The sequence below is a fragment of the Streptomyces sp. NPDC002790 genome, from assembly GCF_040295505.1.
Taxonomy (GTDB): domain Bacteria; phylum Actinomycetota; class Actinomycetes; order Streptomycetales; family Streptomycetaceae; genus Streptomyces.
This window is the reverse complement of sequence record NZ_JBEOVM010000019.1, coordinates 1-24,944: the sequence shown is the minus strand read 5'-3', so window position 1 is coordinate 24,944 and position 24,944 is coordinate 1. Positions and strand designations below refer to the sequence as shown.

Sequence of the window (24,944 nt, the reverse complement as noted above, 5' to 3'; positions counted from 1 at the left end):
AGGCCGTCGTCACACCACGTCGAACTCGTTGCCCTCCGGGTCCTGCAGGGCGACGGCGTAGAATCCGGTGTCGGGCTCGTCCTTGATCCGCAGCACGGTGGCACCGGCTTTCACGAGCCGCTCCACCGTGGTGTCGACCCGCTGGGTGCGGACGTCCAGCGGGACGCCTCGGCCGCCGCCGACCCTCAGATCGAAGTGCCACCGGTTCTTCGCGGCCTTCTGCTCGGGAACCACCTGGAACCACACCCGCGGTCCACGCCCCGCGGGATCGATGATCGACTCCGGGAGGTCCCCGGCACCGGCGGGCAACTCCTCATCGGGGACGCCGATCGCCGCCCAGTAGGCGCGCCACGTGGGGTGCCCTTCGGGCGGAGGCTCGGGCACATAGTCCAGGGCCTCCGCCCAGAAGGCCACCATGGCCCGCGGATCGGAACAGTCGATCGTCAGCTGCAGGTTCATCTCCATACTCGGAGCATCCCAGGCGGGTCTGACAACGGCCCGCCTGCGCACCGGTCCCTACGAGGCCCGCACCGCGTGCGCGTCCAGCGCGATCGCCCCTCCGGGATGCACGAGCAGCGGGTTGACCTCCAGATCCGTCAACTCCGGGTGATCCGCCGCCGCTTGTGCCACCGCGCACACCGCCGCCACGGCCGCTTCCAGATGGACGGCCGGTGCGCCGCGCCACCCGGTCAACAGCGGCGCGTGCCGCAGCTCAAGCAGGAGCGCACGCGCGCGTGCCGGGGTGAGCGGGGCCAGCGCCAGCGCGGTGTCGGCGTGCAGTTCGGCCGTGACACCTCCGGCGCCGACCATGACGACGGGGCCGAACGCCGCATCCTTGCGTACGCCGACGATGAGTTCGCGCGCGTACGGAGGCGTCACCATCGACTCGACCGCGTACCGGGCCGCCCCCGTGGCCTCCCGCATCCGCGCGAACGCGGTCCGCAGGGCGAGCTCGTCGGCGATGTGCAGCGCCACACCGCCGGCCTCGGTCTTGTGGGCGAGCCCCATCGCCTTGAGCACCAAGGGGTAGCCCGTGCGGTAGGCAGCCTCCGCCGCAGCGTCCGCGTCCGTCACGAACTCGGCCGTGGGGAACGCGACTCCGTAGGACGCCAGCAGCTCCCGCACCCGCTCGTAGCCGCCGTCCTCGACCTCGTACGCCGCCGGGGGAGTGGTTCGCTCCTGCGGCAGGCGCGGAGTCGCGGAGGCCAGGCGCACGGCGCCCGCGAGTGCCGTTGCCGCCTGCTCGACGCGCTCGTGGACCGGGATGCCGCGTTCCTTGAGGACGGCGAGGGCCGGGGTGTCGCGGGCCATGGTGTGCACGAGTAGGGCCCGCCCCGCGGCGCCGGCGGCGTCGGCGAGGGCGTGCGCGATCTCGCACTCGCGCCTTGCCTGGGCCGGGTTCGCGGTCGCGTAGTCCCCGAAGTAGCCCGTGAGCACCACCGTGTCAGCGTCGCCGCTGTGCAGCAAGGTGGCCGCCACGCGCGCGTAGGTGGCCAGATCCCGCTCACCCGCACCCGCCAGGTCGACCGGGTTGACCCGCCCCGCGCCCGGCGGCAGGTGCGCGGCCAGGGACTCGACGGTGGCCGGGGAGAGCGCGGGCACATCGAAGCCGCACCCGGCGAACGAGTCGGCGGCCAGCGCGCCCTGCCCGCCGCTGTCCCCGATGACGGCGACCCGGTGCGGAGGGGGTGGGGTGGCGCTGGCCGGGGCCAGGGCGGGGGCGGGGGTGGTTTCGTGGCGTGGGGGGTGGGGGCGGGAACGTACGAGGGGGAGGGTGGGGGACATCAAGTGGAGGGCGGTGTCGACGAGTTCGCCCGCCGAGTTCAGGAGGAGGGCACCTGCGTCGCGGCAGACCGCGGCGACCGTCGCGTGCGGGCTGACGAGGGCGCCCGTGTGGGAGGCGGCCGCGCGGCCCGATGCCGCGCTGCGGCCCACCGTGAGGAGCAGGACCGGCTTTCCCGCGGCGTGCGCGGCCGCCAGGACGTCCGCGAGGCGGCGGCCGTCCCGGAAGTCCTCCACGTACGCCGCGATCGCTCTCGTGGGCTCGTGGGCGATCAGGGACTCCAGGGCGTCGGCGGCGTCGATGTCGCGCTGGTTGCCGAGCGAGACGAAGCGCGAGAAGCCCGCGCCCGCACGGTCGAGATGTCTGCCGATCTCCAGGGCCAGGTTGCCGCTCTGCGAGACCAGGCCGAGGGCGCCGACCGGGAAGTCGCCCCAGCTGAGCCGGAGTTGGCTGCTCGTGTCGACGATGCCCATGCAGTTGGGGCCGAGCAGGCGGGCGCCGCGCGAGGTGACCAGGTTCGCGAGGGAGTCCTCTTCGGTGGTGCCCGACGTGATCACTGTGAAGCAGCGGGCGCCCGCGTCGAGGCCCTCCTGAACCACTGGGCGCACCTGGTGGGGCGGGACGGCGACCACCACGTGCTCGGGTGGCTCGGTCAGCGTGGACAGGGCGGGGCGGAACGGTTCGCCCTGGAGGTGGCCGCCCTTGTGGTTGACCAGGTGGACCGCGCGCCGGGCGCGGCCGGTCAGGGCGCCCGCCGCGAGCCAGTAGCCCCACTTCTCCGGGTTGTCGGACGCGCCGACGACCGCGACGGACGCCGGGTCGTACAGCGCGCCCAGGCTTGTTGACGTCGTCACCTGTACCACCCGAACCTCTCCGCGAGGATCGGCAGGCGGTCGGCGACGATGGCGTGCGCCGCTGCCCTCGGGGTCGTTCCGTCGCCCTCCGCGCGCGCGAGCATCTGGTCGATCAGGGAGCGCATGGAGCGCCGCGTGTAGGCGAACGCCTCGTCCGCGTCCGCGCCGATGTCGCCGAAGAGGGTCCACCACCACCAGGCGTTCGTCCCGGAGTTGACGACCACGTCCGGCAGCACCGTGATGCCGCGCCGGGTCATGAGGTCCTCGGCTTCCGCGAGCACCGGCATGTTCGCCGCCTCGACGACCCAGCGGGCCGTGATCCGCTCCTGGTTCGCCGCGTCGATCGCGTACGAGACCGCGGCCGGGACGAGTACGTCCGCGTCCGCCGACAGCCAGGCGTCGCCCGGCAGTTCGCGGTCCTCGGGGCGCAGTCGCTCCCGGTCCACCGTGCCGTAGGCGTCGCGGGCCGCGAGCAGCGCCTCAATGTCGAGGCCCGCGTCGTTGGCGATGGTGCCCTTCAGGTCGGCCACCGCCACGATCGTGAGCCCCGCGCGCGTGAGGAAGCGGGCCGTGGCGCCGCCCATGGTGCCCAGCCCCTGGAGGGACACACGGGTGCCTGCGTAGGAGCGGCCGGCGCGGTCCAGCGCGACCAGGACCGCCTCGGCGACGCCGCAGCCGCCCACCAGCTCGTCGAGACCGATGCCGTCGACGTCCACCGCGAAGGCGTCCGCGAGCCGCTGACGGGCCGTCTCCTCGTCGTCCAGGAGCGGGTACACGGCCTGGATGGACGACACGAGCCCGGCCTCGGCCGCCGCCTTGTCGACCAGGTCCTGCGTGAGGCCCAGGTCCTCGCCCGTCGTCCAGAAGGACTCGATGGACGGGCGCATCGCCTTCAGGTAGCGCACCAGGATGCCGTACGCCTCCGGGTCCTGCGGGTCGCAGTCGATGCCGCCTTTGGCGCCGCCCAGCGGGATGTAGCGGCCCTGAGGGTTGTAGTGCAGCGCCTCCTTCATCGTCATGCCGCGCGCGAGCCCCGCGACCTCCTCCAGTGTGCAGCCGGCCCGCATCCGCAGGCCGCCGCTGGAGACGCCGCGCACCAAGCGGTCGATCACCAAGTAGCCGTGGCGGCCGGTGACATGGTCGGTCCAGGTGAGCTGGGTGAGGGGGGCCGCCGCGGCTGTCCCCGGGGTGGTCCAGCCCGTCGGGGGCGTGGCGGTGCCGGCGGGCGTGTGGGCGGTGGTCATGCGGACTCCTCAGGGACGACGATCAGGGTGGGGGCGGGAGTGGTCAGGGCGGTGCTCAGCAGCTTCGCGAGCTCCTCGGGGGAGTGGGCCGTCGCGCCGTGTCCTCCGTAGGCGCGGGCGAGGGAGGGCAGGTCCACGCGCGCGTGGTCGACCGCGAGCGGTGCGTCGCCGCGGGCCTTCATCTCGTCGCGGATCTCGCCGTAACCGGAGTTGTCGAACACGACGACGGCGAGCGGCTGTTGGAGCGCGGCGGCCGTGGCCAGCTCCTGGATTGAGAACTGCAGCCCACCGTCGCCGCTGAGCGCCACCACCTGGCGGTCCGGACAGGCGACCTTCGCGCCGATCGCGGCGGGCAGCGCATAGCCGAGCGTGCCGAAGCCGGTGGGGTGGAGGTAGCGGGCGCGCGGCCCCAGGGTGAGGTGCGGCAGGGCCCCGTAGTAGCAGCACTGGGCGCTGTCCGAGGTGACGACGGCGTCCGGGGTGAGGGTGCCGCGGATCGCCTTCAGGTAGGGCAGCCAGTGGGCGTCGCGGGGGCGGGATTCGGTGTCGCGGGATGCCCTGAGGGCGGCGGTTTCGGCGTGGGCGGTGGTTCGGGCGTGGGCGGTGGTGGGGTTCGGGGTGGCGGTGGTGTGTGTGGTGGCGGCCGCGATTGCGAGGGTGAGCGCGTCGAGTGTGGCCTGTGCGTCGCCGACCAGGGGGACGTTCGCCGGGACGCCCGCGTACATCTGCGCGGGGTCGAGATCGACCCGGATCAACTGGCCCTGGAGGGGGAGCGGTTCGGCCGTCCAGATGTCGGACTCGGCCAGCTCCGTGCCGACGGCCAGGACCACGTCCAGGCTCATGAGCCACTCCTGCACCACCGGGCTGTGCAGGGACACGCCGAGGGAGAGCGGATGGCCCTCGTCGACGATCGCCTTCCCGTTCGCCGTGGTGACCACCGGGGCCGCCAACTGTTCGGCCAGGGCGAGGCATTGGTCCGCCGCGCCGCGGGCTCCGCCACCGAGGACGATGGCCGGGCGCTGCGCGTGGGCGAGGAGCGCGGCGGCCTCCTCGACGCGTGCCGCGTCGGGGACGTGCGGCGCGGCCGGGGGAGCGGTGCGGGCCGGGCCCGTGGGCTCGGCCGCCTCCAGGAGGTCGAGCGGGATCTCGATGTGCGCCGGACGCGGCCGCTCCGAGCGGAACAGCGTGAACGCACGCGCCACCGCCGCACCGATCTCCGCCACCGAGGAGACCCGGTGGCTGAAGGCGGCCACGTTCCGCAACGCCTCGGTCTGGCTGCGCATTTCGTGCAGCAGGCCCGTCGGCTGGCGGGGGTGGCGCAGCGGCATGCCCGGCGAGATCACCAGCAGCGGCACACTGTCCGAGTACGCCTGGCCGACGGCCGCCGCGATGTTCAGAAGCGCGGGCCCGGTGGTGGTGATCGCCACTCCGGGCGTGCCCGTCACGCGCGCGTACGCGTCCGCCGCGTATCCGGCGCCCTGTTCGTGGCGCGGCGCGGTGTGCGCGACACCGTAGGCCGTCAAGTGGCGGTAGATCTCCAGGTTGTGGGTGCCGGGGATGCCGAAGGCCCGGGTGACGCCGTGGGCGGCCAGGGCGCGGACGAGGGCTTCGCCGCCGGTGAGGTGGGTGCGGTCCGGTGGCGGCTCGGGACTGTGACGCGTAACTACGGCGGATTCGTGGACAGACGTCACAGTGACCTCGCAATGATCAGGCGCATGATGTCGGAGGTGCCCTCTTCGATCTCCTCCAACTTGGCGTCGCGCATCCACTGTTCGACCGGGAACTCGCGCGAGTAGCCCCAGCCGCCCAGCGTCTGCACTGCCGCCCATGTGCAGTACGCCGCCGTCTCCGACGCGGTGAGCTTGGCCATGGCCGCCTCCGTGGTGGCGCTCAGGCCCGCGTCCAGGCGGCGGGCCGCGCGCCACGTCATCAGGCGCGACTGCTCGACGCGGGTACGCATGTCGGCGAGCCGGAACGCGACCGCCTGGTGCTCGATCACGGGCTTGCCGAACTGTTCGCGCGTGCGCGCGTAGTCGCGTGCGTACTCGTAGGCGGCGCGGGCGACACCGGTGGCGGCGGCGCCCAGGACGGCGCGCGAGATGTCGAAGGTGCGCATCAGACCGTTGAAGCCCTGGCCCTCGTCGCCGAGCCGGTTCTCCGCGGGGACGAAGGCGTCGGAGAGGAAGATCTCCCGGCAGACGATGGCGCGTTGACCCATCTTGCGCATCGGCTCGCCGAAGCTGACACCCTCGGTGTCCCTGTGCAGAAGGAAGGCGCTGACACCGCGCGAGCGCTGCGTCGGATCCGTCTTGGCGAACACCACGTAGCGGTCGGCCTCGCCCGCGTTCGAGATCCACGACTTCTGGCCGTTGAGCAAGTAGCCGCCCTCGGTGCGGCGGGCCGTCGTCGCGATCGACGCCGCGTCCGAACCCGCGCCCGGTTCGGTGGTCGCGAGCGACGTCATCGGGGTGTCGGGGCCGGCGAGCGGGGTGAGCCAGGTGCGCTGCTGCTCCTCGGTGCCGAGGGCGAGCACGGGGTCGGCGAAGAAGCCGTTCGAGCAGAGCAGATTGCCGATGCCCAGGTCGCCGACGCACAGCTCCTCCTGTACCAGGACCTGCGTGAAGACGTCGGTGAAGCCGCCTCCGCCGAACTCCTCGGGGAGCATGAACCCGGTGATGCCGACCTTGGCCGCCTTGCGCCACAGGTCCCAGGGCGTCTCGACGTCGGCCTCGTCGACAGCACGCGCGCGTGGCCGGATCTCCTCGGCCGCGAACGTCCGGGCGAGCTCGACGACGGCGTGCTGTTCGGGAGTGAGCGGGACCAGCTCGGTGGGGAGTTCCGACACGGTGCCTCCATACGGCTTCCGGCTTCGCTGGATCCAGTTGGCTTTACTGAATCGCCAGTCAGTATCCGGAGTCGTCGAGAGTGCTGTCAATCGAACTGGTACTGAATGATGGATCAGTTTCTGCGAGGGGTGCGGGACGGCGGCGGAGGGACGCCGGTCACAAGCCCTGGGACTCGGGCACAGAAGAGGCACCCGGCGCGTTGTCAGTGGTGCCGCACATAATGGGAAACCTGATCGATCAATGGGAGGCGCCGTGTCTCGTTCTCTGACTTCCGGGCTGCGCTCGCTCCAGCCCGATGCCTTTGGCGCCGAGCCCGCAGGAGCACGTCTGGACCGCATCCGCCGGTCCCCGAACTTCGCGGACGGGTCCTTCCGGAACCCGGAGGGCGCCCGCATTCGGCCCGACGGCTCGATGCTCGAGTTCGCGAAGAACTATTTCCGGAAGGACGAGCGCGCCCGCAGGGCCCCCACGGGGACCGTGCCCGTGCACGCCACCACCCTCGCCGACCTGGCGAAGCCGCCGTCGAGCGGCCTGCGGATCACGTGGATGGGGCACTCCAGCGTCCTGGCGGAGATAGACGGGGTGCGGGTGCTGTTCGACCCGGTGTGGGGCGAGCGCTGTTCACCGTTCGCCTTCGCGGGGCCCAAGCGGCTGCACCCGGCGCCGCTGCCGCTCGCCGCGCTGGGGCCGGTCGACGTGGTGGTGATCTCGCACGATCACTACGACCACCTGGACATGCCCACCATCAAGGCGCTCGCCCACACGGACACCGTGTTCGCCGTGCCGCTCGGCGTCGGAGCGCACCTGGAGCACTGGGGCGTGCCCGCGGACCGGCTGCGCGAGCTGGACTGGCACGAGTCGACGAAGGTCGCCGGGGTGACACTGACCGCCACCCCTGCCCGCCACTTCTGCGGCCGCGGCCTGCGCAACACGCAGCACACCCTGTGGGCTTCCTGGGTGGCCGCCGGGCCCGAGCACCGCGTCTTCCACAGTGGCGACACCGGGTACTTCTCCGGCTTCACCGACATCGGTGCAGAGCACGGTCCGTTCGACGTGACGATGATCCAGATCGGCGCCTACTCCGAGTACTGGCCGGACATCCACATGACCCCGGAGGAGGGCATGCGCGCCCACCTCGACCTACAGGGAGGGCCCGCGGCCGGGCCGATGCTGCCGATCCACTGGGGCACGTTCAACCTGGCGCCGCACGCGTGGACCGAGCCCGGCGAGGGGACCGTCACCGCGGCCCGCCGCTCCGCCGCGCGCATCGCGCTGCCGCGCCCCGGCGAGCCCTTCGAGCCGGACGCCGAGGCGCTGCCCACGGAGCAGTGGTGGCGGGCGGTCGCGGCCGAACCGCAGGGCGGGTGGCCGGTGGGCGGGCCCGTGACGGGGGCGGAGGATGCGGGGATCGTGGTCGCGGGGTAGGTGGAGGGCGGTCGAGGGGAAAGGGCTGAGGACGGAGGGCGGAGGGCGGAGGGCGCGGAGACTGCGGTTGGCGGGTTGGCGGGCCGCGCCGTCGGCGGTGGGTGGCTGGGTGCCGTCCGGCGCCTACTGGCCCGCCCCGGTCCCGCCCTGCCCGGCCCCGGTTTCCGTTTACGCCAGGCGCTGGGCCCGGAGGACCGTGTCCCGGTGGTGGTGTGTGCCGGGCGGGGCCGGGGCGGTGCGCGGGCGGGTCTCGTTGACCTCGATCTTCCAGGCGCGGTCGCCGTCGCGGCGGCCGGCGTCGCTGCCGTCCCCGGCGAGCAGTGCGGCGACGTCGTCCGCCCAGTAGTAGTTGGTGGGGTTGAACTTGGCGGTCACCGCATGGTCCTGCGCCAGGTCCGCCAGGGCGTGCGTGACGAACAGCAGTGTGCCGCCGGGCGCGACCGCGTCGACGAGTCCGCGCGCCGCCGCCAGGCCCGCGCTGCGCAGCAGCGGGAAGTACTGGACGGTCACCAGGTCGAAGGCGCCCGCCGGCGGCGGCGTGACGGCCAGGTCGGCCCGCGACCAGGAGACCCGGCCCGCCACATCGGCGCCGGCCTCGGCGGCGCGGCGCAGGGCGACCTCCGATACGTCGACCGCCGTGACCTGCCAGCCGCGCCGGGCCAGCCAGAGCGCGTCGCCGCCCTCGCCGCAGCCGACGTCGAGCGCCTGGCCGGGCCGCATGTCGCTCACCTCGTCGACCAGCACACCGTTCGGGTTGCCGCTGAAGAGCTGGTCGCTGGCGCGGTACCGCGTGTCCCACTCCTGGGCGGTGTCGGACTGGGGGCCGTCGTGCTCGGGGGTGTCGAACTGGGTGCTGTCGCGCTGGGTGAAGTCGTTGTCCATTGGCGTCCGGTCCTGTCTCTCGTCGGTTCGACGGTGAGGTGACCCCGTCGACGCCAAGGTCGCGCCACGCGTGCGTACGGGCAAACTTCTTTGCAGAAAACGCAAAACGCGGGCACGGTGGACGGATGAGCGACGACGTCGACGGGGTGCTGGCCGCGGTCGGACCGAGGCTGCGCGAGCTGCGCCGGCACAAGGGCGCCACCCTGACAGCCCTGTCGGAAACCACCGGAATCCCGATCAGCACGCTGTCCCGCCTCGAGTCCGGGCACCGCAAGCCGGGGCTCGAACTCCTGCTGCCGCTGGCCAGGGCCCACCAGGTGTCGATCGACGAACTGGTCGGAGCCCCGGCCGACCTCGACCCGCGCGTGCACCCGCGTCCAGTCACGCGCAACGGCGTGACGATCGTGCCGCTGACCCGCAAGCCCGGCGGCCTCCAGGCGTTCAAGCAGACCCTTCCCGCGGGCCTCACCGACGGCCGGGAACCCGAGCCGCGCTCGCACGAGGGGTACCACTGGCTGTACGTACTCCAGGGCCGGCTGCGCCTCCTGCTCGGCGACCAGGACGTCATCCTCACGGAGGGCGAGGCCGCCGAGTTCGACACCCACCTCCCGCACTGGTTCGGCAACGCCGACGAACGCGCCGTGGAATTCCTCAGCATCCTGGGTCCCCAGGGAGAGCGCATGCACATCAAGGCCCGCTTCCGCCCGGACGACAGGCTCTAGGTCGGCTCTAGGTCTCCATCCGTCTTGAATCCGGCCCGTCGAGTTTCCTGAATCGCCCTGACGAACGGGTGTGCGGACGCTGCGCGCGTAGGTATTCGGTCGTAGGTGCGAAGGCTCATACCAGAGCGGGACCTCGGCCGTCGGAGTTTGTCAACTGCCCCTCGCGTATATGCCGTTGGCGACTACCGTGTGTGCTCGTCGTGCGACGCCCGGTCGCGCTGCCTGCTGTCCATTCAGCTGCCGAGCCACGCCCCTGAACTCACAGAACCGAGGACGAGGTCGCCGTATGTCCCAGCTCCGCCAGTCGGCCGCCCGCGCAGACCGCCGCGAAGGCGGTCGGCACGGCAGGCCGGCCGGGCGGGCCGCGCCACAGCCGACCGAGACCCACATACGTTCCCAACTCCTGCGTATCGCCGTCCTTCCGCCGCTCGCGGTGGCCCTCGGTGCGAGCGCGGCCGTGCTGTTCGTCCTCCAGCACACCGGCGTGCGGCCGAGTCCGACGCTGTGGGCGGTGCTCGGCGGGGCCTGCCTGGTGACGGTCGCCGGCATCGTGATCGCCGCCGTCGCCGCGCGGCGCACCGCCGCCGTCGTACGCGACCGGGTGCTCGCGCTGCGTCAGGGCGCCGCGCACCGCCAGTCCGAACTGCGCGCTCTGGTCGAGCAGTTGCGCAAAGGTGAGGCCCCTCCGCCGCGCCGCGCACCCGCCGTCGGCGCGCCCGGAGGCGATGACTTCGACCGGCTCGCCGTCGACCTCGCGCGCGGACACGATGTCGCGGTGACCGCCGTCGTCCAGGCCACCCAGTTGTCCAGCCAGGCAGGCAGCCGGCAGAAGGTCGAGGTGTTCGTGAACCTCGCCCGGCGCCTGCAGTCGCTCGTGCACCGGGAGATCAGCCTTCTCGACGAGCTGGAGAACCAGGTAGAGGACCCCGACCTGCTCAAGGGCCTCTTCCACGTCGACCACATGGCCACGCGCACCCGCCGGCACGCCGAGAACCTCGCCGTACTCGGCGGCGCCGTCTCGCGCCGCCAGTGGAGCCACCCCGTGTCCATGACCGAGGTGATGCGCTCCGCGATCGCCGAGGTCGAGCAGTACTCGCGGGTCAAACTCGTGCCGCCGATCGACGGCACACTGCGCGGGCACGCCGTCGCCGACTGCATCCACCTGCTGGCCGAACTCGTCGAGAACGCCACGGTGTTCTCCGCCCCGCACACCCAGGTCCTGCTCCGCGCCAACCCGGTGACCTCCGGGCTCGCCATCGAGGTGGAGGACCGCGGCCTCGGCATGCCGGTCACCGAGCAGAACAAGATGAACACGCTGCTCACCGACCCCGACCAGGTCAACGTGGCCAGCCTCCTCGCGGACGGCCGCATCGGCCTGTTCGTGGTGTCGCAGCTCGCGCGACGGCACGGCATCACGGTGCGGCTGCAGACCAATATCTACGGGGGAGTGCAGGCGGTCCTTGTGCTGCCCCAGGACCTGCTCGGCGGGGACGGCGACACGGACGGGGCGGGCGTGCGCATCCCGCACGTCCGCAAGGCCGCCGCGGCGGCGACCGCGAACAGCGTGCTCGGCGGCGAGCCGATGCCGTCGGCGAACGGCCACCGAGCGGGCCCCCCGCCGCAGCCCGACCCCGCCCCGCTCCACGGCGCCGTTTCCGTGGTGCCCCGCCAGCCCCACACGGGAACACCTCCGGCCGGTACGCCGACCGACACCCCCTTCACGACAATCCCTCCTACGGGCACGCCCCTCGGCCCACTGCCCGCCCCCTTCACGGAAACCCCTCCGACGGGCCCGCCCGCCGCCCCGCCGACCGACACACCACCCACGGGAACTCCACCCACGGGCACACCGATTGGGACGCCTCCGGCCGTCACGCCGACGGGCACACCACTTACGGACACACCCCTCGCGGGAACGCCCATGGGCACGCCTGCCGCCGGCACGCCGACGGACGCACCCTTCGCAGGAACAGGAACACCCCCCACGGGCACGCCCATAGGGGCGCCTCCGGCCGGCCCGCCGACCGACGCCCCCCTCACGGCCCCCGCGCCCAACGGCACCCCACCCACCACCTCCCGCCCCGGACCCCACGCCACCCCCCTCCCGCAGCGCATCGCCGGAGGCTCCCGCCCCACCCCCGCCGACGCACTCCCCGGCCTCCGCCCCGAGTCCCGCGAGGCCGCGGCGCACGCCGAGCCCCTGGTGCCCCGCCCCGAGGGAGTCGTACGGGGCACCATGGGCCGCCCCCAACTGCCGCACCGCAGGGCCCAGGAGCACATCGCTCCGCAACTGCGCGGCGGCCCCGCGCCACGCCATGAGGAGTCGGCGCCCTCCGTGCACGACCCCGGTCTCATGGCCGCCTTCCAGCGCGGCATCACGCTCGCCGAGTCGGCGGAACCGCGCGCCCCCGGCGACGAGGCCCCGAACGCTCAGCAGTGGGAGCCGGGCCCCGACGACCAGGGCGGCCACGGCCGAGGCGGCGCCCCTGCATGACCACCCTGACGCCGCACACACGCCCGCCCCCGCCTCCGCACACCACCACGCGCGCGTACCCGCCCGACCACCCGCGCCGCACGGCACCCCGCACCGCGCCCGCCCCCGCCGATCCCCCACCTCCCCGCACCACACCCAGCAGTCCACCAAGGAGTCGATCCCCCATGGCGAGCGATGTGCCGACGGGTCATGTGTCCGATCTCGACTGGCTGATGAGCGGCCTCGTCCAGCGCGTTCCCCACACCAGCAGCGCCGTGCTGCTGTCCTCTGACGGCCTCGTCAAGTCCGTGCACGGGCTCGACGCCGACAGCGCCGACCATATGGCGGCCCTCGCCTCGGGCCTCTACTCGCTCGGCCGCAGCGCGGGCATCCGGTTCGCCGACGGCGGCGACGTACGGCAGGTGGTGGTGGAGCTCGACTCAGCGCTGCTGTTCGTGTCGACCGCCGGCTCCGGAACCTGTCTCGCGGTCCTCGCCGGGCGCGACGCGGACGCGGCCGTGCTCGGCTATGAGATGGCCATGCTCGTCAAGAGCGTGCGCCCCTACCTGGTCACCGCACCCCGGCAGCCCTCCGCCCAGCCCACGGCGATGAGGAATTGACGGTGGCGGCCCCGCAGGACGGGCCATGGCTGGACGGCGCCGCGGGCCGGCTCGTACGTCCGTACGCGATCAGCAACGGACGCACCCGGCCGAGTACGTCGATGGATCTGCTCACCCATGTGATGGCCACGGGGGCGACCCCCCTCGGCTATCTGGGTCCGGAACACAGCCAGGCGCTCGACCTGTGTGCGCAGGTCACATCGGTCGCCGAGATCGCCGGTCATCTGAAGCTCCCGGCGGGCGTGACCAAGGTTCTCCTCTCCGACCTCGTCGACTGCCAGGCGATCACCACCAAGCCCCCCACGTTCCACGACAACCCCACTGACCGGTCCCTACTGGAGGCAGTGCTCGATGGACTACGACGCCAGCTCTGACCCTTTCCCCACCGCACTGAAGATCCTGGTCGCGGGCGGGTTCGGGGTCGGCAAGACGACCTTCGTAGGGGCCGTCAGCGAGATCGCTCCGCTCAGCACGGAAGAGCTGCTCACCACGGTCAGCGCGGACACCGACAACCTCGACGGCATCGAGAACAAGGTCGAGACGACGGTCGCGATGGACTTCGGGCGGATCACCCTGGACCCCGAGCACGTGCTCTATCTGTTCGGCACGCCGGGCCAGGAGCGCTTCTGGTTCATGTGGGACGAGCTGTCCGAGGGCGCCCTCGGAGCGGTCATCCTCGCGGACACGCGCCGCCTGGAGGACTGCTTCGCCGCCGTCGACTTCTTCGAGGAGCGCGGCATGGGCTTCGTCGTGGCGGTCAACGAGTTCGACGGCTCGTACCGCTACGAGGCCGACGAGGTCCGCGCCGCCATCGACCTGGACCCGGCGGTGCCCGTCGTGCGCTGCGACGCGCGCATTTCGAGCTCCGGCATCCAGACGCTGCTCACCCTCGTACGACACCTGCTGGCGCACGCGCCCGCGACCGCCTCGGGGTTCGGGGCCCACACGTGACGTACGACGCGACCAGGAGGCTGCTGCTGACCCCGCAGGACCAGGAGGGTGCCGAGCGGGCCCGCCGGTTGCGCGGGCTCGACCTGGGGCAGCGTGCCGAGCCGGTGTTCGACCGCTTCGCGGACCGGCTCGCCGAGGTGACGGGCGCCCCGTACGCCATGGTCAACTTCATGGACGACAACCGGCAGTTCTTCGCCGGCCTGCACACCCCCGGTGGGGACCACCGGGGCGGCGAACTGGGCGCGGTGGCGGCCTCGGCCGCCACATCGACGTCTACGGAAGGTGAAGTGGCGCGCTACATGGCGCGCGATCACGGTTACTGCCCACATGTAGTCGTGCGCCGCAAAGCACTCGTCCTTGAAGACGTGTGCGACTACCCGCGCTTCGCGGGCAACCCTGTAGTCGACGAAATCGGAATCCGCTCCTACTTGGGCGCGCCTTTGATCGACGAGCGCACGGGGCTCGCCCTCGGCACCGTGTGCGCGGTCGCGACCGAACCCCGCCCGTGGGGACAGGCGGGGCTCGCGACCATCAAGTCGATGGCGGGTGAACTGATGGAACTGGTACGGGGGCGGGGCGATCTGCTCGACTGAGCCCGCCCCGCACCGGAGTCGTCAGCGGCGCGCGTCCCTGCGCTGCTTTGCGTACCCGCCCGCGGCCAGCGCCACCACCAGGATCGCGGAGACGAGCAGTTGGTCGCGGCCGTCGGCCGTCGAGGCCATGACCACGAAGACACCCGCGATGGCCGCCAGGGCGAGCCAGGTCAGATACGGGAAGCCCCACATCTTCACAGTGAGCAGCTCGGGCGACTCGCGCTCCAGGCGGCGGCGCATCTTCAGCTGCGCGAGGCAGATGAAGACCCAGCCGACGAGGATGGCGACGCCGGTCGTGTTCATCAGCCACGTGAAGACGGTGTCGGGCCACCAGACGCCGGCGAACACCGCGAAGAACCCGAAGAGGCAGGACGCGAGCACCGCGGCCACCGGCACGCGGCGACGCACCCGGCCCAGGAAGCGCGGGCCGAGGCCGCGGGAGACGAGCGAGTAGGCCATGCGCGAGGAACCGTAGATATTGGCGTTCATCGCCGACAGCAGGGCGACCAGGATGACGGCCTGCATGATGGTGCCGGCGGCCGGGATGCCGAACTCGTCGAGCACGGTGACGTACGGGCCGTCGGCGGCGACGCTCGGGTCGTTCCACGGCACCAGGGCGACGACCAGCGCCATCGACCCTACGTAGAAGAGCGCGATGCGCCACACTGCGGTGCGCACGGCGCGGGCCACGTTCTCGCGCGGCTTGTCGGACTCGGCGGCGGCGATGGACACCGTCTCCAGGCCGCCGTACGCGAAGACGGCGGTGAGCAGTCCGGCGATCAGGCCGGAGGAGCCGGTGGGGAAGAAGCCGCCCCGGCCGGTGAGGTTCGAGGCGCCGGGGGCGTCACCGAAGACACCGAAGATGCCGAGGACGCCCAGGACGAGGAATGCGCAGATCGCCGTGACCTTCAGGGCGGAGAAGAAGAACTCGAACTCGCCGAAGTTGCGCACGGCGGCCAGGTTGCTCAGGCAGAAGAACACCATGAAGACGGCGACCCACCCGTAGGCGGGCAGGAACGGCACCCAGCCGTGCATGATCTGCCCGGCCGCGGTCGCCTCCGCGGCCACGCCGCAGGTCAGCATGGTCCAGTACATCCAGCCGGAGGTCGCCCCCGCCCAGGCGCCGAGTTCGCGCTCAGCGTGCACGGAGAACGAGCCGGTGGCCGGCCGGGCGGCGGACATCTCGCCGAGCATCCGCATGAGCAGCATGACGACGAATCCGGCGCCCGCGAAGAGCAGTACGACCGCGGGTCCTGCGGCGGCGATCCCGGCCCCCGACCCCACAAAGAGCCCCGCGCCGATGACACCGCCGAGGGCGATCATCGAAAGGTGCCGCTGCTTGAGGCCGTGGCCGAGTTCCGTGCCGGTGGAGGCGTCCTCGACGTCGCCCGGCGTGACGCCGACGTCGGATCCGGCCTGCGGCCGGTCCGTGACGGAGGTCCGTGTCATGGTCGTGCCTGTTCGCTGTCTGAGACGGGTTGAAGTGCGGCGACAGTATGCGACCACGTGGGAGGGGATGCGTCGTGCGTCCGTTATTCGGACAGTCTGTTCGTTGAGTGGATCAACCGGCCGGACGTGTGCCTTCGGCCGGTGAGCCCATCAGCGCGGTCGCGTTGTCCGCGCCGAGCGCGGCGCGGGCCTGTAGGAAACCTGGGGCGCCGCTTAAGAAAACCTCGATGGACCGAACGCGCCGTGTACGGAAGAGTCTGCGGTGTCGGCGGACCGCATTCGGGACGTATCCGGATGACTGACGCAGCGCACCCCACCACCCATTCTCCGTCGTACGCGGGCCGGTTCGCCCTGCCCGCGTGCGCGACGACAGGAGTCGAACCCTTGAAGGCACTGGTCAAGGAGAAGGCCGAACCGGGTCTGTGGCTGACGGACGTCCCCGAGCCCGGCGTCGGCCCCGGGGAGGTACTGATCAAGGTCCTGCGCACCGGGATCTGCGGCACCGATCTGCACATCCGCAGCTGGGACGGCTGGGCGCGGTCGGCCATCAGCGCGCCGCTGGTCGTGGGCCACGAATTCGTCGGCGAGGTCGTCGGGACCGGGCGCGACGTGAGCGACATCGCCGTGGGTGACACGGTCAGCGGCGAGGGCCACCTGGTGTGCGGCAAGTGCCGCAACTGCCTTGCCGGGCGCCGCCACTTGTGCCGGGCGACGGTCGGCCTCGGCGTCGGCCGCGACGGCGCGTTCGCCGAGTACGTGGCGCTGCCCGCGTCGAACGTGTGGGTGCACCGCGTCCCCGTCGACCTCGATGTCGCGGCGATCTTCGACCCGTTCGGCAACGCCGTGCACACCGCGCTGTCCTTCCCGCTCGTCGGCGAGGACGTACTGATCACGGGCGCCGGACCCATCGGCCTGATGGCGGCGGCCGTCGCCAAGCACGCCGGCGCCCGCAACGTCGTCGTCACCGACGTCAGCGAGGAACGTCTGGAGCTGGCGCGGAAGGTGGGCGTGAGCCTCGCCCTGAACGTGGCGACCTCGACCGTCGCCGACGGCCAGCGCGAACTCGGCCTGCGCGAGGGCTTCGACGTGGGCCTGGAGATGTCCGGCAACCCCGTCGCCATGCGCGACATGCTCGCGAACATGACCCACGGCGGCAGGATCGCCATGCTCGGCCTGCCGTCCGAGGAGTTCGCCGTCGACTGGGCGCGCGTCGTCACCTCGATGATCACCATCAAGGGCATCTACGGCCGCGAGATGTTCGAGACCTGGTACGCGATGTCGGTGCTCCTCGAAGGCGGCCTCGACCTCGCGCCGGTGATAACCGGCCGCTACGCGTACACCGATTTCGACGCGGCGTTCGAGGACGCGGCAAGCGGCAAGGGCGGCAAGGTCATCCTGGACTGGACCGCCTGAGCGCTCCCCGCCCCCACCGAACTTCCCATCCCTGGTCCCATCTTTAGAAGGACTCACGTCATGTTCGACAACGCGCGCGCAGACTTCCAGGCGACCCTCGACGAGATCGCCGCCGCGGGCCTGCACAAGCCCGAGCGGGTCATCGGCACCCCGCAGTCCGCCACCGTCGAGGTCACCGCGGGAGGCCGTCCCGGCGAGGTGCTCAACTTCTGCGCGAACAACTACCTGGGCCTCGCCGACCACCCCGACGTGATCGCGGCGGGCCACGCGGCCCTCGACCGCTGGGGCTACGGCATGGCGTCCGTCCGCTTCATCTGCGGCACCCAGGAGGTTCACAAGGAGCTGGAGGCGCGCCTGTCGGCCTTCCTCGGCCAGGAGGACACGATCCTGTACTCCTCCTGCTTCGACGCCAACGGAGGCGTCTTCGAGACCGTGCTCGGCCCCGAGGACGCGGTGATCTCCGACGCCCTCAACCACGCGTCGATCATCGACGGCATCCGCCTGTCCAAGGCGAAGCGCTTCCGCTACGCCAACCGCGACATGGCCGACCTGGAAGCGCAGTTGAAGGCGGCGTCCGACGCCCGTAGGAAGCTGATCGTCACGGACGGCGTCTTCTCCATGGACGGCTACGTGGCGCCGCTCGCCGACATCTGCGACCTCGCCGAGCGCTACGACGCCATGGTCATGGTCGACGACTCGCACGCGGTCGGCTTCGTCGGCCCCGGCGGCCGCGGCACCCCCGAGCTGCACGGCGTCATGGACCGCGTCGACATCATCACCGGCACCCTCGGCAAGGCCCTGGGCGGGGCGTCCGGCGGCTACGTCGCGGCGCGCGCGGAAATCGTCGCGCTGCTGCGCCAGCGTTCGCGCCCGTACCTGTTCTCGAACAGCCTTGCCCCGGTGATCGCGGCGGCCTCCCTGAAGGTCCTCGACCTCCTGGAGTCGGCGGGCGACCTGCGCGAGCGCCTCGCGGCGAACACCAAGCTGTTCCGTACGCGGATGGCCGAGGAGGGCTTCGACGTCCTCCCCGGCGACCACGCGATCGCCCCGGTGATGATCGGCGACGCTTCCGTCGCGGGGCGGATGGCCGAGCTGCTCCTGGAGCGCGGCATCTACGTGATCGGCTTCTCGTACCCGGTGGTGCCGCAGGGCCAGGCGCGCATCCGCGTCCAGCTGTCGGCGGCGCACTCCACGGAGGACGTGAACAGGGCGGTGGACGCGTTCGTGGCGGCCCGCGCCGAGCTCGGCTGACGCCTCCCCGGGGGCAGTGTCAGACCCGTTTGGGAGAATCGGCTCATGATCGAAGCGCGGCGGCTGCACATCCTCCGTGCGGTGGCCGACCACCGCACCGTCACGGCTGCGGCCGCCGCGCTGTACCTGACCCCCTCGGCGGTCTCGCAGCAGCTCACGGCCCTTGAGCAGGAGACGGGCCACAAGCTGGTCGAGCGCGGCGCGCGCGGAGTCCGGCTGACGTCGGCCGGCGAGATCCTCCTCACCCATACCAACGCGGTCCTCGCCCAGTTGGAGCGGGCCGAGGCCGAGCTGGCCGCGTACAGCACGGGTGAGGCGGGCACGGTGACGCTCGCCTCCTTCGCGACGGGCATCGGCCTCGTCGTGGGGCCGGCCCTCGCCCTGCTGTCGAAGTCGGCGCCCGGCATCCGCGTCCGCGTCCAGGACGCCGAAGGCGACGCCAGCCTGCCGATGCTGCTGGACCGGCGGATCGATGTGGCGGTCGCCGTCGACTACCGGGGCGCGCCTGCCGCCGACGACGACCGGATCACGCGCGTGCCGCTGTACGCGGAGCCGTTCGACGCGGTCCTGCCGCTCACGCACCGCCTCGCGGCGACAGAGTGGGTGCCGGTCGCCGACCTCGCGAAGGACACGTGGATCGGCCCGTACCCCGGCAACCCCTGCCACGACGTGGTGGTCCTGGCCTGCGAACATGCCGGTTTCGCCCCGCAGTTCGAGCACTCGTCGGACGACTTCCGCGCTGTCGTCGCCCTCGCCTCCGCTGGCGCGGGCGTGGCGCTGGTTCCGCGCTCGGCCCTGCACGGCGTGGACCTGAGTCACGTCGTGGTCCGGCCGATCGACGGCGCGGCGCCGACCCGGAAGGTCTTCGCGGCGGTACGGCACGGGGTGGAGGAACACCCGCTGATCCGGCCGGTGCTCGAGGCGCTGGGGGAGGCGGCGGAGGGCTGAGGCGGGGGAGGACCGGGACGAGGCCGGCGTCATCCCCGACTACGTGGCCCGGTCGGTGACCGCCGGGCTCGTGCCGGTCGGTGATTGCCAGGAGTGAGGGCCTACGGTGCGGGGGAGGGGAGGAGACGTGCAGGTCGGACTCGCACCGCACCCGCACACCGCACCCGCCCCCTCACACCGCACCCGCGTTGCCCCGCCCGCCCACAGGGCCGTACGGACTGTCCGAGAGGAAGCCGCCAGATGACCGCCACAGACCCGACGTACACGACGAGCGCGCTCAGCACCGGAGACGGCGCCGCCGTGGCCACGTACACCTGGCTGCCCGACGACGGCAGGCCTCGCGCCTTCGTCCAGATCGCCCACGGCGCGGCCGAACACGGTCAGCGCTACGACCGTTTCGCCCGCCACCTCACCTCCCACGGCTACGCGGTCATCGCCTCCGACCACCGCGGCCACGGCGCCACGGCCTCGACCACGGGCGGCTACGGAGTCACGGACGACGGCGACCCCGAGACCGTCGACGCGTGGGTGTCGATCGTCGAGGACCTCAAGGCGATCGGCGACCAGGCACGCGCCCTGTACCCGAACGTCCCGTTCGTACTGCTGGGTCACAGCCTCGGCTCGCTGCTCGCGCGCGACTATGCGCAGCGGTATGCGGACGACCTGGTGGCCCTGATCCTTTCCGGCACCTTCCGCTCCCTGCCCGGCGCCGACAACGAGGGCGACATCGCGGCTCTGGAGGCCGCGGTCGCGGCGGGCGGCCGCGCCGGCGCCTCGCCGTACGTGGGCAACCTCTTCTCCTCCTTCAACGACCCGTACGAGCACCGCACCGGCTTCGAATGGCTCTCGCGCGACGAGGCGGAGGTCGACAAGTACGTCGCCGACGAACGCTGCGGCTTCGACTTCTCGGCGGGCCTGTCCCTGGACTGGGTCCGCGCGGTCCGCCGCATCAACGACCCGGCGAACCTCGCCCGCATCCCGGCCGACCTGCCGATCCACATCGCGGTCGGCACGGAGGACCCGTGCAACCAGCGCATGACGCTCGTCCACGAACTCCTGGAGGACTTCCGGTACTTGGGCGTCACCGACCTCACCTGGAAGGGCTACGAGGGCGCCCGCCACGAAATCCTCAACGAGACGAACCGTGACGAGGTACAGGCGGACCTGGTGGCGTGGCTGGACAAGCGGGTGCCGTGAGCGGGTGACCGCGAGGGGGTCGCCCCCGGGTCCGATGGCGTTGTCGGTGGCGTTGTCAGTGGCGTTGGCTACGGTTCGTAGCATGCTGGACGCCGAGGATGTACGCACCGTAGCCCTGTCCCTGCCGGACACGACCGAGAAGGTCGCCTGGAGCATGCCCACGTTCCGGGTCGCGGGGAAGATGTTCGCCACGCTGCCCGAGGACGAGACGTCGATAGCGGTGCGCTGCCCGAAGGAGGAGCGCGACGAACTCGTCCTGTCCGAGCCGGACAAGTTCTGGATCGCGGACCACGAGGCGTCCTTCGCATGGGTCCGGGCGCGCCTCGCGGCCCTGGAAAACACGGCCGAGTTGCGCGACATCCTCGCCGACTCCTGGCGCCAGGCCGCTCCGTCCCGACTCCTGGACGCACACCCGGAGTTGGGCCTTCCGCGGGCGGGATGAAACCAGGTGAGGCGCCGCACGTCCGCATGGCATGATCCGCTCGCGAGGGCGGGCCGCGCGCGTGCGGTGCGCCGCGGGGACGGCGAACGGGGGACGGGGATGGTCGACCGGGCGGTCGATGCCGAGGACGCCGAGGACGCCGATGTCGTGCCCCGGCGCGGCATCTGGACCCGCGACTTCGGCCTCTTCTTCACCGCGAGGGGCGTGGCCAAGCTCGGCGACACCATGCTGCCGGTGGCACTCGCGGCAGGCCTCCTGCAGCACGGCTACGGGGCAGGCGCGGTGGGCCTCGCCATGGCCTCGTCGGTGGCCTGCTTCGCCGGCCTGGTCATCTTCGGCGGGGTGCTGGCGGACCGCTTCAACACCCGCCTGCTGATGACGGGCGCCGACCTCGCACGCCTGGTGACACAGTCCCTCGCGGCCGTCATGTTCTTCACCGGCCATGTCGTGCTCTGGCAGATCTGCGTCATCGGCGCGATCAACGGGTTGGCCGCGGCAATCTTCCAACCCGGCGTCGCCGGCACGGTGCCCCGCCTCGCATCCGACGTCCAGGCGGCGAACGGCGCGATCCGGGTGGCGGAGTCCGGCGCACAACTGGCGGGCCCGGCGGTGGCGGGCATGCTGGTCGCGCTGGCCTCACCGGGCCTGGTCTTCGCGGCGCACGCGGGAACGTACGGCCTGAGCGCCCTGTGCCTGCTCCTCCTGCGCCTGCCACCGGTCATACGCGACAGTGGGAAGACACGCACCCGAGGCGCCTTCCGCTCCGAACTGGTGGAGGGCTGGCGGGAGTTCAGATCGCGAAGATGGCTCTGGGGAGTGATCTCGATCTGGTGCGTGCTGATGATCGGAGCGTGGGGCCCGGCCGTCCCCCTGGTGGCCGTACAGGTAACGCAGGAGTACGGCTCGAGCGCGTACGGCCTGGTGAACTCGGCGCTCGGCGCGGGCACGGTCATCGGCGGCGTACTGGCCCTGCGCGTGCGCCCGCGCCGGATGCTGCGCGCGGGTGGCCTGGCGCTGTTCGGCTTCGCCCTGTTCCCCGCGACGGCGGGCGCCGGCCTGGGGGTGCCATGGATGATGGCGGGCTGCGCGGTGGCCGGGGCCTGCATGTCGTTCTGGGGCGTGATGTGGGCGACGAGCGTCCAGACGCAGGTCCCGCGCGAGGTCCTCAACCGCATCCATGCCTACGAGGTGGCCGGTTCCATCGCCATGCAGCCGGTGGGCCAGGCACTGGCGGGCCCGGCAGCGGCCACGTTCGGCACCCAGCAGGTCCTGCTGGCAGGAGGAGTGATCACGCTGATGGTGGCGGCGACGATGATCTCGGTCCCGGCGATCAGGGGCCTGGTGAGAGCGGAGGCACAGCCCCCTCGTGCCCCCACCCCTCCTGTGCCACCTGTGCCACCTATGCCTTCTATGCCTCCTATGCCGGAGCAGCGGCAGAGGGGACACGGGAAAGCAGAAACCCACTGATCCGCTCCCGCAGCGCCCTCGCGTCGAGCCCATGCCCGGCGACGTGCTCCTCGACGCTCCCGTACCGCCGCAACTCCCGCCGCCCGACACCGAGTCCGAGTACGCGGTGCGGCAGATCGACGAGCGCGCCAGTGGCGGCGCCGGTGGAGGTCCCGGCGAGATAGGGCTCGACGATCACGACATCAGCGCTGCCACTCGCATCCACGGCCCGCCGCAGCCCAGTGTCATCAAAAGGCCGAACGGTAGTCGCGTAGAGAACACTGACATCAAGCCCTTCGGTGGCGGCGAGCACGTTGTCCAACATGGGCCCAACGGCGACCACGACTCCCCGCCGCCCTTCCCGCACGGCCAGGAATCGCCCCCCGTCCACGGGCAACGCCTCCCTGTTGCTCTGCACGGAGAGCCGCACGTACTCCTGCGAGCCACTCACCACATCACCACTGGCCCCGACGGCCCGCCGCAGCAGCGTCTCGGCCTCGTCGGGATGCCCAGGCACATGTACACGCCACCCGTCGAGGGTGTCGAGCAGCGCCACATCGCCGGGGGCCATGTGCGTAAAGCCCCCGGAAGACACGTCGTACGACGCGCCCGCACTCACGAGCACACCCCCGACCCCTTGATGCCCGAAGTCCAACTTCACCTGCTCAAAAGGCCGTTCAACGAGAAAGCTTGCGAAGGTGTGCAGCACGGGCCGCATCCCGGCGAGCGCAAGCCCCGCCCCCGCCCCGATGAGCAACTGCTCCCGGATCCCGACATTGATCACCCGCTCCGGATGCCGCCGAGCGGCCCCCGCAAAGGGCGCGGCCCCGATCTCGGCGAGCACGACGGCGACACGGGGATCCTCGTCGAGGATCTGGCTGAGAACGGGGGCGAAGCGATCACGCATGGTGTCCACGGTGGATGTCCTTCCTGGAAAGGGGGCGCGAGAGGCAGGGAGCGGCGGGGGTGGGGGAGAGGGGAGGGGGCTCATTCAAACTTGGGCTCGACACGGGCGACGACGACGTGCGGCCGCCCCGGATGGGATGCGCTGAAGGCCTGGTACAAGGCCTCGTGGTCCCGCCCGTCGACGGTCACCGTCGACCACCCGGCGGCCTCGAACCGGGCGGCGATGCCGCCGGCCCTGCCGTACGTAGCGGACAGGTTGTCGACGACGACGGTGTGCAGCCGCTCCAGCCCGACGGCCCCGGCGAAGGCGATGGCCTCGTGGTTGCTGCCCTCGTCGAGCTCGGCGTCACCGACCAGGGTCCAGACGGCCGGCTCGCCCAGCCCCTGGGCCCGAAGCCCGAGCGCGGTCCCGACCGCGATCGGCAGCCCATGCCCCAGAGAGCCGCTCCCGATCTCCACGCCCGGCACGAGCACCCGATCGGGATGATGCCCGAGCCGCGACTCATACGCCCCGAACCCACTCAGCCACGCCTCGGGCACGAACCCCTTGGCGACGAGCACGGCGTAGTACGCCATGGGCCCATGTCCCTTGGACAACAGAAACCGATCACGCCCGACCTCCTCGACACTCTCCGGCCCGACCCGCAGAACGCGGTCGTACAGCACCCACAACACGTCGAGGGTGGAGGTGGCGGCGGGCCCGTGCTTCTCGTCCCCGGTCATCAGACTGATGAGCCGAGGCAGATCCGCGTACCGATGGCCGGGCCGTCCGTCGGCCCTGTCGGCCCTGTCGTTCTTGTCTGCCCTATCGGCCTTGTCGGTCTTGTCGGGCCCAGCAGTCCCGACGGGACCGACAGCTTCGTCGGATCCGGTGGCGCTGGTGGCGATGTCATCCGATGTGGTCGTCGTCATACACGCAGCCTGCGACCTCAACTTTGCTTGAGGTCAACCCCCGCTCCCGCGGCCTGCCGGACCCCGCCCACCCACCGGAAGGGATGCGCGACCACGGCTCCGAGTGCGGTATGGTTTCTCTGCGCGTGAGGCCGGGGGGAAACCCCAGGTCAACGAGCACCGGGACGTGGCGCAGCTTGGTAGCGCACTTGACTGGGGGTCAAGGGGTCGCAGGTTCAAATCCTGTCGTCCCGACAAGTTCGAACGATCGAACGTCGCAGGTGAAGGGCCGTTTTCGAACGGCCCTTTTTCTGTTGCTCCCATGCTCCCACTTGGAGCGGGGAGCGTGCTCCCGTGCTCCCGGTGTCCCCTTGTCTGTTTGCTCCCTCCGTGCTCCCACTCGGGCCGCTGCGCTCATATTCGATTCCTTGCGCGTGCGTTCACATCCGAGCCCGATTTGTGACCCCGGGGCGGGGTCGTTTTCCCGTCGATCGGGTCGAGTTCTGGTTATGGGCTGGCGCTCTTCGTGCTGGTGGGGGTTGCTCCCATGGGGGGGGCTGGGTTCGGAAGATCACAACGCAGAACACCACTCACCGTACACAATATCG

The 24,944-nt window shown here is 71.6% G+C and carries 22 protein-coding genes and 1 tRNA gene; 14 read left to right on the top strand and 9 right to left on the bottom strand.

Annotated elements, in window-relative coordinates; genetic code table 11:
- Positions 1-9: 9 nt before the first annotated feature.
- From ABT004_RS12345 to ABT004_RS12325, 5 genes are read right to left on the bottom strand one after another with little or no spacing between them, the layout of a single operon-like run.
- Positions 10-465, bottom strand: a complete 456-nt coding sequence (locus tag ABT004_RS12345; protein WP_351334737.1) for a VOC family protein — start codon at positions 463-465, stop codon at positions 10-12.
- Between the two features lie 51 nt (positions 466-516).
- Positions 517-2,637 carry an acetate--CoA ligase family protein gene (locus tag ABT004_RS12340; RefSeq protein ID WP_351334734.1) on the bottom strand — a complete coding sequence of 707 codons (2,121 nt, stop codon included), beginning with the start codon at positions 2,635-2,637 and terminating at the stop codon, positions 517-519.
- Entirely contained in the window at positions 2,634-3,881 is a 1,248-nt protein-coding gene (locus tag ABT004_RS12335) for a glutamate dehydrogenase (protein ID WP_351334732.1), read from the bottom strand. The genes ABT004_RS12340 and ABT004_RS12335 overlap by 4 nt, the downstream gene beginning before the upstream one ends.
- A complete protein-coding gene (locus tag ABT004_RS12330) occupies positions 3,878-5,572 on the bottom strand; it encodes a 5-guanidino-2-oxopentanoate decarboxylase (RefSeq protein WP_351334729.1) in 1,695 nt (564 codons plus the stop codon). Before ABT004_RS12330 ends, ABT004_RS12335 begins: the two co-directional genes overlap by 4 nt.
- Positions 5,569-6,726: an acyl-CoA dehydrogenase family protein gene (locus tag ABT004_RS12325; protein WP_351334727.1), complete on the bottom strand. Its 1,158-nt coding sequence runs from the start codon at positions 6,724-6,726 to the stop codon at positions 5,569-5,571. The genes ABT004_RS12330 and ABT004_RS12325 overlap by 4 nt, the downstream gene beginning before the upstream one ends.
- 241 nt (positions 6,727-6,967) lie before the next feature.
- Here ABT004_RS12325 and ABT004_RS12320 point away from each other — a divergent pair, with 241 nt between their 5' ends.
- Positions 6,968-8,152, top strand: coding sequence for an MBL fold metallo-hydrolase (locus ABT004_RS12320; RefSeq protein WP_351334724.1), 1,185 nt, complete (start codon positions 6,968-6,970; stop codon positions 8,150-8,152).
- 168 nt (positions 8,153-8,320) lie between these two features.
- On the opposite strand, the gene ABT004_RS12315 is transcribed toward ABT004_RS12320, so the two are convergent.
- A complete protein-coding gene (locus ABT004_RS12315; RefSeq protein ID WP_351334722.1) occupies positions 8,321-9,034 on the bottom strand; it encodes a class I SAM-dependent methyltransferase in 714 nt (237 codons plus the stop codon).
- 125 nt (positions 9,035-9,159) lie between these two features.
- On the opposite strand from ABT004_RS12315, the gene ABT004_RS12310 reads away from it, so the two are divergent.
- The 6 genes from ABT004_RS12310 to ABT004_RS12285 all read left to right on the top strand — a co-directional run bounded on the left by ABT004_RS12310 (position 9,160) and on the right by ABT004_RS12285 (position 14,393).
- Positions 9,160-9,756 (top strand): helix-turn-helix domain-containing protein, encoded by a 597-nt coding sequence (locus ABT004_RS12310; protein ID WP_351334720.1) that lies wholly within the window; start codon positions 9,160-9,162, stop codon positions 9,754-9,756.
- A 286-nt stretch (positions 9,757-10,042) separates the two neighbouring features.
- Complete coding sequence (locus ABT004_RS12305; protein WP_351334718.1) at positions 10,043-12,250, top strand: sensor histidine kinase; 2,208 nt, start codon at positions 10,043-10,045, stop codon at positions 12,248-12,250.
- Between the two features lie 164 nt (positions 12,251-12,414).
- A complete protein-coding gene (locus tag ABT004_RS12300) occupies positions 12,415-12,849 on the top strand; it encodes a roadblock/LC7 domain-containing protein (protein ID WP_351334716.1) in 435 nt (144 codons plus the stop codon).
- A 2-nt stretch (positions 12,850-12,851) separates the two neighbouring features.
- Positions 12,852-13,223, top strand: a complete 372-nt coding sequence (locus tag ABT004_RS12295) for a DUF742 domain-containing protein (protein ID WP_351334713.1) — start codon at positions 12,852-12,854, stop codon at positions 13,221-13,223.
- Positions 13,201-13,800, top strand: coding sequence for a GTP-binding protein (locus tag ABT004_RS12290; protein WP_351334710.1), 600 nt, complete (start codon positions 13,201-13,203; stop codon positions 13,798-13,800). Before ABT004_RS12295 ends, ABT004_RS12290 begins: the two co-directional genes overlap by 23 nt.
- The gene (locus ABT004_RS12285) at positions 13,797-14,393 is read left to right on the top strand and encodes a GAF domain-containing protein (RefSeq protein WP_351334707.1); all 597 of its coding nucleotides are present in this window, start codon (positions 13,797-13,799) and stop codon (positions 14,391-14,393) included. Before ABT004_RS12290 ends, ABT004_RS12285 begins: the two co-directional genes overlap by 4 nt.
- Before the next feature lie 21 nt (positions 14,394-14,414).
- Here ABT004_RS12285 and ABT004_RS12280 read toward each other — a convergent pair whose 3' ends face one another.
- Positions 14,415-15,842 (bottom strand): amino acid permease, encoded by a 1,428-nt coding sequence (locus tag ABT004_RS12280; RefSeq protein WP_351334704.1) that lies wholly within the window; start codon positions 15,840-15,842, stop codon positions 14,415-14,417.
- 384 nt (positions 15,843-16,226) lie between these two features.
- Between ABT004_RS12280 and tdh the strand changes: the two genes are divergently transcribed.
- The 6 genes from tdh (at position 16,227) to ABT004_RS12250 (ending at position 22,560) form a co-directional block, all read left to right on the top strand.
- Positions 16,227-17,255, top strand: coding sequence for an L-threonine 3-dehydrogenase (gene tdh, locus ABT004_RS12275; protein ID WP_351334866.1), 1,029 nt, complete (start codon positions 16,227-16,229; stop codon positions 17,253-17,255).
- A 60-nt stretch (positions 17,256-17,315) separates the two neighbouring features.
- A complete protein-coding gene (locus ABT004_RS12270) occupies positions 17,316-18,506 on the top strand; it encodes a glycine C-acetyltransferase (protein WP_351334701.1) in 1,191 nt (396 codons plus the stop codon).
- 45 nt (positions 18,507-18,551) lie between these two features.
- Positions 18,552-19,454 (top strand): LysR family transcriptional regulator, encoded by a 903-nt coding sequence (locus ABT004_RS12265; protein WP_351334698.1) that lies wholly within the window; start codon positions 18,552-18,554, stop codon positions 19,452-19,454.
- A 240-nt stretch (positions 19,455-19,694) separates the two neighbouring features.
- A complete protein-coding gene (locus ABT004_RS12260; RefSeq protein WP_351334695.1) occupies positions 19,695-20,651 on the top strand; it encodes an alpha/beta fold hydrolase in 957 nt (318 codons plus the stop codon).
- Positions 20,652-20,733: 82 nt separating this feature from the next.
- Complete coding sequence (locus ABT004_RS12255) at positions 20,734-21,093, top strand: MmcQ/YjbR family DNA-binding protein (RefSeq protein ID WP_351334692.1); 360 nt, start codon at positions 20,734-20,736, stop codon at positions 21,091-21,093.
- A gap of 99 nt (positions 21,094-21,192) precedes the next feature.
- Positions 21,193-22,560 (top strand): MFS transporter, encoded by a 1,368-nt coding sequence (locus ABT004_RS12250; protein WP_351334689.1) that lies wholly within the window; start codon positions 21,193-21,195, stop codon positions 22,558-22,560.
- On the opposite strand, the gene ABT004_RS12245 is transcribed toward ABT004_RS12250, so the two are convergent.
- The gene (locus ABT004_RS12245) at positions 22,511-23,455 is read right to left on the bottom strand and encodes a transketolase family protein (RefSeq protein WP_351334687.1); all 945 of its coding nucleotides are present in this window, start codon (positions 23,453-23,455) and stop codon (positions 22,511-22,513) included. The genes ABT004_RS12250 and ABT004_RS12245 overlap by 50 nt on opposite strands.
- A 71-nt stretch (positions 23,456-23,526) precedes the next feature.
- Positions 23,527-24,168 carry a thiamine pyrophosphate-binding protein gene (locus ABT004_RS12240; protein WP_351334863.1) on the bottom strand — a complete coding sequence of 214 codons (642 nt, stop codon included), beginning with the start codon at positions 24,166-24,168 and terminating at the stop codon, positions 23,527-23,529.
- A 349-nt stretch (positions 24,169-24,517) separates the two neighbouring features.
- On the opposite strand from ABT004_RS12240, the gene ABT004_RS12235 reads away from it, so the two are divergent.
- A tRNA-Pro gene (locus ABT004_RS12235) sits at positions 24,518-24,591 on the top strand.
- Positions 24,592-24,944 lie beyond the last annotated feature (353 nt).